This window comes from Pseudomonas defluvii (assembly GCF_001695625.1).
GTDB lineage: Bacteria > Pseudomonadota > Gammaproteobacteria > Pseudomonadales > Pseudomonadaceae > Aquipseudomonas > Aquipseudomonas defluvii.
The window spans coordinates 1-7,346 of sequence record NZ_MBPN01000157.1 but is presented as its reverse complement, the minus strand read 5'-3'; the positions used below and the strand labels follow the sequence as shown (position 1 = coordinate 7,346).

Sequence of the window (7,346 nt, the reverse complement as noted above, 5' to 3'; positions counted from 1 at the left end):
CTGATCAGCGCCGCCGTAATGGAGGGTGCCCGGGATGGCCGTACGGTCGCCGAGCTGATGAGCCTGGGCCGTGAAGTCGTGGGTCGTGAGCAGGTGATGGAAGGGGTCGCAGAAATGATCCACGACGTGCAGGTGGAAGCGACCTTCCCCGATGGGACCAAGCTGGTCACCGTCCATGACCCGATCGTCTGACTGTCGCTGCTGGAGAACGCCATGATCCCCGGAGAAGTACTGGTCGCCGACGGCGACCTCGAACTCAATACAGGCCGCGAAGCGCTGCGTGTCAGCGTCGCGAACCACGGCGACCGGCCAATTCAGGTCGGGTCGCACTACCACTTTTATGAGGTCAACAACGCCTTGGTATTCGACCGTGAAGCCACCCGCGGTTTCCGCCTGGACATCGCCGCCGGTACAGCCGTGCGCTTTGAGCCCGGCCAGTCGCGTACCGTCAACCTGGTGGCATATGCCGGCAAACGGGAGGTCTACGGTTTTCAGGGGCGGGTGATGGGCAAGCTGGAGACAGGCGCATGAGCCGAATTTCTCGTCAGGCCTACGCCGACATGTTTGGCCCCACCGTCGGCGACCGCGTGCGTCTGGCCGACACCGACCTGTGGGTGGAAGTCGAGAAGGACTTCACAATCTACGGTGAAGAGGTGAAGTTTGGCGGTGGCAAGGTGATCCGCGATGGCATGGGCCAGGGCCAGATGCTCGCAGCAGACGCAATGGACCTGGTGTTGACCAATGCGCTGATCATCGACCACTGGGGCATCGTCAAGGCCGACATCGGCGTCAAGCACGGTCGCATCGCGCGCATCGGCAAGGCGGGCAACCCCGACGTGCAGCCGGGGGTAACCGTGCCGGTAGGGCCTGGCACCGAAGTCATCGCGGCCGAGGGCAAGATTGTCACGGCCGGTGGCATCGATTCGCACATTCACTTTATCTGCCCGCAGCAGGTCGAGGAGGCGCTGACCTCTGGCGTCACCACCTTCATTGGTGGCGGCACGGGGCCGGCCACGGGCACCAATGCCACCACCTGCACGCCGGGCCCTTGGTACCTGTCGCGCATGTTGCAGGCCGCTGATGCGTTGCCGATCAATATCGGCCTGCTGGGCAAGGGCAACGCCTCGCGGCCCGAAGCCCTGCGCGAGCAGATCGAGGCCGGTGCCGTGGGCCTCAAGCTGCACGAAGACTGGGGCTCGACGCCCGCAGCCATCGATTGCTGCCTGAACGTGGCGGAAGAAACCGACGTGCAGGTGGCGATCCACAGTGACACCCTCAACGAATCCGGTTGCGTCGAGGACACCCTAGCGGCCATCGGTGATCGCACCATCCATACCTTTCATACCGAAGGGGCGGGCGGTGGACATGCGCCGGACATCATCCGTGCCGCTGCCTTCGGCAACGTGCTGCCATCCTCGACCAACCCGACCTTGCCGTACACCGTCAACACGGTGGATGAGCACCTCGACATGCTGATGGTCTGCCACCACCTTGACCCGAGCATTCCCGAGGATGTGGCCTTCGCCGAATCACGGATTCGCCGCGAGACCATCGCTGCCGAAGACATCCTGCACGACATGGGCGCTTTCTCCATGACGTCGTCCGACTCCCAGGCCATGGGCCGCGTCGGTGAAGTGGTGTTGCGTACCTGGCAGGTCGCCCACCAGATGAAACGGCGGCGCGGCCCTCTGGCACCCGACACCGCCCGCAACGACAACTTCCGGGTCAAGCGCTACATCGCCAAGTACACCATCAACCCGGCACTCACCCATGGCATTGCCCATGAGGTGGGCTCGGTCGAGGCTGGCAAGCTTGCCGACCTGGTGCTCTGGTCGCCGGCGTTCTTTGGCGTCAAGCCGTCGCTGGTAATCAAGGGCGGGATGATTGCCATGGCGCCGATGGGGGACATCAACGGTTCGATCCCGACCCCGCAACCGGTTCACTACCGGCCAATGTTTGGCGCCCTGGGGGCTGCCCGACATGCCACGCGCATGACCTTTTTGTCCCAGGCGGCGGTAAGCCGTGGCGTGGATCAGGCGCTGGGCCTGCGCAGCCTGATTGGCGTGGTGAGCGGCTGTCGTCGTGTGCGCAAGGGCGACATGGTGCACAACGGCCTGCAGCCAATGATCGAGGTGGACTCACAGACCTACGAAGTACGCGCCGACGGCGAATTGCTGGTGTGTGAACCGGCCAGTGTGTTGCCCATGGCGCAGCGTTACTTCCTGTTTTGAAGGAGCAAGCATGATTGTCTTAACCCACCGGGTAGCGGATGCGCCGCGAGTCAGCGGCACCGTCACCCTCGCTCTCGACACCCGCATCAAGAGCCGCGTGCGCATCACCCTGGACGATGGCCGAGAGGCTGGCCTGATGCTGGAACGTGGCCAGCTGATCCGCGGTGGCGAGTTGCTGGCGGACGAGCAGGGCACAGAAGTGATTCGGGTACAGGCGGCCGCCGAGCAGGTGTCAACGGTGCGTAGCGACGACCCGTTGCTGTTGGCGCGTGCGGCCTATCACCTGGGCAACCGCCATGTGCCATTGCAGATCGAAGCCGGTTTGTTGCGCTACCAGCACGACCATGTGCTGGACGACATGGTGCGAGGTCTGGGCTTGCAGGTTGCCCAGGAGCAGGCGCCGTTCGAGCCAGAGGCGGGCGCTTACCAGAGCGCACCGCATAGCCATGACCATAGCCATGCTCACGACCACCCCTTCGTGCGTGTGCCCGGCCACGCCCACCCCTGAATTCGACCTGGAGACACCCCCATGAAAAAGACCCTGGCCCTTGTACTGTTGCTGACTGCGCTACCGGCCTTCGCCCATCCGGGGCATGACACCTACCCGCTGCAGGACGGCCTGCTGCACCCGCTGACCGGCCTTGACCACTTGCTGATGTTGCTGGGTACCGGTGTCTTGGCCGCATTGACCGGCCGTACCCTGGCACTGCCGTTGCTGACCCTGAGCGCCATGTTGGGTGGCGCCGTGCTGGGCCATCTACTGGGTGGTGTGCCGGGTATGGAAAGCATGATCATTGGCTCGTTGCTGGTTGCGGCTGGCGCACTGCTGTTGCCGAGCCGTCAGGGCTTGCTGGCACTGGCCATGCCACTGTTTGCCCTGTTCCACGGCTGGGCCCACGGGGTCGAGGCCAGCCCTGGTGCCTTCTGGGTATTCAGTGCCGGTTTCGTGGCCGTCAGCGCCATGCTGTTGTGGGTGGGCTTCGTCGGCGGTTGCCTGCTGCGTCGCCATCGCCGCCTGCAACACCTCTTCGGTGGAGGCTTGCTGGCGGGTGCAGCACTGGTGCTGGCCGGCTGATGAGTACTGATCTCAAGCTGCTGCGCCTGCTGCAGTTGGCCAGCCCCAACCTGCCGGTAGGTGGCTTCACCTACTCGCAAGGCCTGGAGTGGGCGGTGGAGGCGGGCTGGGTATGCGGTGCCGAAGGCTTTCGCGCCTGGCAGCGTGAGCAGCTCGAAGACACCCTCGGCCACCTCGACTGGCCACTGCTGGCGCGCCTGTATCAGGCCTGCTGTGACGATGACGCCTCGGCGTTCGCCCATTGGAGCCGGTTCCTGCTGGCCAACCGCGAGACCGCCGAGCTGCGCCTGGAAGAGCGCCAGCGTGGCATGGCTCTGGCCCGGTTGCTGGATGGCTGGCAACTGTGTCAGGCGCCGGCATGGCGCCCTAGCCTGGAGCTGACCCAACTGGGCGGCATGGCCTGGCTGGCCGCACACTGGGGCATCCCGTTACGTGACCTTGCCCTCGGCCACGGCTTCGCCTGGCTGGAGGGCGCAGTGATGGCGGGGGTCAAGCTGGTGCCCTTCGGTCAACAGGCAGCCCAGAGCCTGCTACGCGACCTGTGCGGCGAGCTGCCTGGCGTGCTGGACACGGCCCTGACACTCCCTGACGCGCAACTCGGGGGTGGCCTGCCGTTGCTGGCCATCGCCTCGGCTCGTCACGAAACCCAATACACCCGATTATTCCGCTCCTGAGGAAACTGCCATGCAAAGCTACAAGCAACCCCTGCGCGTTGGTGTCGGCGGTCCGGTCGGCTCCGGCAAGACCGCATTGCTCGAAGCCCTGTGCAAAGCGATGCGCGACCATTACGAAATCGCCGTGGTGACCAACGACATCTACACCAAGGAAGACCAGCGCATCCTTACTGAAGCGGGCGCTCTGGCGCCCGAACGTATTGTTGGTGTGGAAACCGGTGGCTGTCCGCATACCGCCATCCGCGAAGATGCTTCGATGAACCTTGCCGCAGTGGAAGAGCTGGCGCGTAAGTTTGGCAACCTGGAAGTGATCTTCGTCGAGAGTGGTGGCGATAACCTCAGTGCCACTTTCAGCCCGGAACTGGCCGACCTTACGGTGTACGTGATCGACGTGGCCGAGGGCGAAAAAATCCCGCGCAAGGGTGGCCCGGGTATCACCAAATCGGACTTTCTGGTGATCAACAAGATCGACCTGGCGCCCTACGTGGGGGCTTCACTGGAAGTGATGGAGCGTGATACCCAGCGCATGCGCCCTGCGCGACCCTGGGCGTTCACCAACCTCAAGACCGGGCATGGGCTGCATACCGTGATCGACTTCATCGTCGAGAAAGGCATGCTGGATGCCGCCCGCGCCTGAGTGCAAGTACTACCGAGCCTGGTTTCTACCCTGTTGTAGGGGCCAGGTTTGCTGTCGATGAACACATTGAATTATTTGCAATATTTACATGAGAATCATTACCAAATTAAAATCGATGCCATTCACACCCCTTTGAGCATCGCCTTTGAACGCCGTATCCAAGCTGTTTTCTCGTTCACCTTCCGCTCCCTTCCTGCTCTGTGCGCTGACCAGCGCCATGCTGTCTGTTCCGGCTGCTGCCGAACCTGCACAGACCACACTGCCTGCGACGCAGATCGCCGCCGAGGCTTCCGACACGGCAGAAGGTTACCGTGCCAGCAGTGCCAGTACGGCGAGTAAAAGTGACGTTCCACTCAAGGACGAGGCACAGTCGGTCAACGTGGTGACACCGCAGACCATTGCCGACTACAACGTTCGCTCGCTGGACGATGCCATGAAGTTCGTCAGTGGTGTCAGCCAGGGCAATACCCTGGGCAACACCAAGGACTCGCTGGTCAAGCGCGGGTTTGGCACCAACGACGACGGCTCCATCCTGCGTGACGGGGTACGCTCGGTGGTCTCGCACAACTTCAGCGCCACCACCGAACGTGTCGAAGTCCTCAAGGGGCCGGCCTCGCTGCTGTATGGCGCCATGGAGCCTGGCGGCGTGATCAATGTGATCAGCAAACAACCCCAATACGTGCGCAGCACCACGCTCAGTGGCTCAGCCTTCAGTGAAGGTGGTGGCAGCTTTGGGGTGGACACCACCGGCCCGCTGGGTGATACCGGCCTGGCCTATCGCCTGGTAGCCGAGCGGCAGAGTGAGGACTACTGGCGTAACTACGGGGTCGACCAGCATACCCTCATTGCGCCATCGCTCAGTTGGACCAGTGAGCGCGCCAGCCTCACACTGGCCTACGAATACAACGATTACACGAGCCCGTTTGACCGTGGCACCGTGTTTGTCGATGGGCATCCCGCCAGCGTCGACTATGACAAGCGGCTGGATGAGCATTGGGCAAAAACCGAGGGGATCAGCGAAACTGCCACGGCGCGGTTTGAGTACCAACTGAGCGATGCCTGGAAGACCCGCCTGACCTACGGCTGGAATAACGACCGCTACAGCCTGGCGATTGCCCAACCCTCGGCACTGTCTGCCAGCGGTGTACTGCAGCGCCGGGCCAATGGTGGGCTCTACGATTACGAAACCCGCTATGCCAGCCTGGACTTCATTGGCCAACAGGTATTTCTGGGGCAACAGCACGACCTGCTGGTCGGTGCCGAGCAGGAAGACTCTGACAAGTTCCGCGGCAAGACCTACCGTAATGCCGTGGACAAAGACTTCAATATCTATTTGCCGGTCTACGGTGGCATGGATAAGCCAAGCCTCATCAGCCAGGCCGACAGCAACCTGAGCAATCAGCTGACCTCCACGTCGCTCTACCTGAAAGACAATTGGCACCTGAACGATCAGTGGATTCTGGTCTTGGGTGGCCGTTATCAGCATTACGACCAGTTCAGCGAACAGGGGCTGGGCAGTAAGCGGAAGTTGAACCGTGACAGCAATGGCGACACCTTCCTGCCGATGCTGGGGGTGGTTTTCAAGGTCAACGACGACCTGTCGCTTTACGGTAACTACAGCCGTTCATTCGTGCCCAATGACGATGTGGACGACAATGGCAATACCTTTGATCCTGAAGAGGGGCGTAGTTACGAAGGCGGTGCCAAGTATGACCTCGCGCCTGGCCTCAACCTGAACCTGGCGCTGTTCGACATCGAGAAGAAAAACGTTGTGACCCCTTCGGCAGTAACCGGTATCAACGAGGCGGCGGGCAAGGTGGGTTCCCGTGGTCTGGAGCTGGATGTAACCGGGCGCATTGCCGAGCGCTGGGACATGATCGGCACCTATGCCTACACCCGAACCGAGATTCTTGACGACCCGAAGAATGAAGGTAATCGTCTGGGTCAGGCGCCTGAACATGTCGCCAGCCTCTACCTGAGCCACCACTTGCAGGTGCCTGCGGGGTGGGGTGAGTGGCATGCGGGCGGCGGTGCTCGCTATGTCGGTGACCGCGCCGGAAACAACGAAAACACGTTCTACATGAGCAGCTACACCGTGGCGGATGCGTTCTTGCGCTGGGACGTACCGATGGCGGGGTACAAGACGCGCCTGCAACTGAACGTCGACAACCTCTTTGACAAACACTACTACCCATCGAGCACCGGCAGTGCGTTGCAGGTCAATGTGGGCGAACCCCGTACGGCCAGGCTCAGCGCCAGCGTCACCTTCTAGCGTAATCGCTGTGTGAGTTGGCTTGCCAACGATGCAGACGCCATCGCAGGCAAGCCAGCTCCAACAGAGCCCGCGCCAGCCTGTAGGAGCCGGGCTTGCCCGCGATGCAGACGCCGCGAACTCACGGATACCCCACCGAGGCCATCGCAGGCAAGCCAGCTCCAACAGCGCCCACGCAGCCTGTAGGAGCCGGGCTTGCCCGCGATACAGACGCCGCGAACGCACTGACACCCCACCGACGCCATCGCAGGCAAGCCAGCTCCAACAGAGCCCGCGTAACCTGTAGGAGCCGGGCTCGCCCGCGATGCAGCCAGCGCGAACTCACGGACACCCCACCGAGGCCATCGCAGGCAAGCCAGCTCCAACAGGCCCCGCGCCAGCCTGTAGGAGCCGGGCTTGCCCGCGATACAAACGCCGCGCACTCACTGGCACCCCACCGACGCCATCGCAGGCAAGC

At 62.6% G+C, this 7,346-nt stretch carries 8 protein-coding genes; all 8 read left to right on the top strand.

The features are described 5' to 3' along the window. A partial coding sequence (gene ureA / locus EKA13_RS24900) for an urease subunit gamma (protein WP_065761781.1) occupies window positions 1–192 on the top strand: 192 nt, incomplete at its 5' end. A 21-nt stretch (window positions 193–213) separates the two neighbouring features. Further along, a complete protein-coding gene (locus EKA13_RS24895) occupies window positions 214–531 on the top strand; it encodes an urease subunit beta (protein ID WP_065761780.1) in 318 nt (105 codons plus the stop codon). Beyond that, complete coding sequence (gene ureC / locus EKA13_RS24890; RefSeq protein ID WP_065761779.1) at window positions 528–2,231, top strand: urease subunit alpha; 1,704 nt, start codon at window positions 528–530, stop codon at window positions 2,229–2,231. Before EKA13_RS24895 ends, ureC begins: the two co-directional genes overlap by 4 nt. Window positions 2,232–2,241: 10 nt before the next feature. Then, window positions 2,242–2,739, top strand: coding sequence for an urease accessory protein UreE (gene ureE, locus EKA13_RS24885; RefSeq protein ID WP_065761778.1), 498 nt, complete (start codon window positions 2,242–2,244; stop codon window positions 2,737–2,739). Between the two features lie 21 nt (window positions 2,740–2,760). Continuing rightward, window positions 2,761–3,306, top strand: a complete 546-nt coding sequence (locus EKA13_RS24880; protein WP_065761777.1) for a HupE/UreJ family protein — start codon at window positions 2,761–2,763, stop codon at window positions 3,304–3,306. Beyond that, on the top strand, window positions 3,306–3,980 hold the full coding sequence (locus tag EKA13_RS24875; protein ID WP_065761776.1) for an urease accessory protein UreF: 675 nt from the start codon (window positions 3,306–3,308) through the stop codon (window positions 3,978–3,980). Before EKA13_RS24880 ends, EKA13_RS24875 begins: the two co-directional genes overlap by 1 nt. Window positions 3,981–3,990: 10 nt before the next feature. Beyond that, on the top strand, window positions 3,991–4,617 hold the full coding sequence (gene ureG, locus EKA13_RS24870) for an urease accessory protein UreG (RefSeq protein ID WP_065761775.1): 627 nt from the start codon (window positions 3,991–3,993) through the stop codon (window positions 4,615–4,617). A 217-nt stretch (window positions 4,618–4,834) separates the two neighbouring features. Then, a complete protein-coding gene (locus EKA13_RS24865) occupies window positions 4,835–6,889 on the top strand; it encodes a TonB-dependent siderophore receptor (RefSeq protein WP_065761774.1) in 2,055 nt (684 codons plus the stop codon). Window positions 6,890–7,346: the final 457 nt, after the last annotated feature.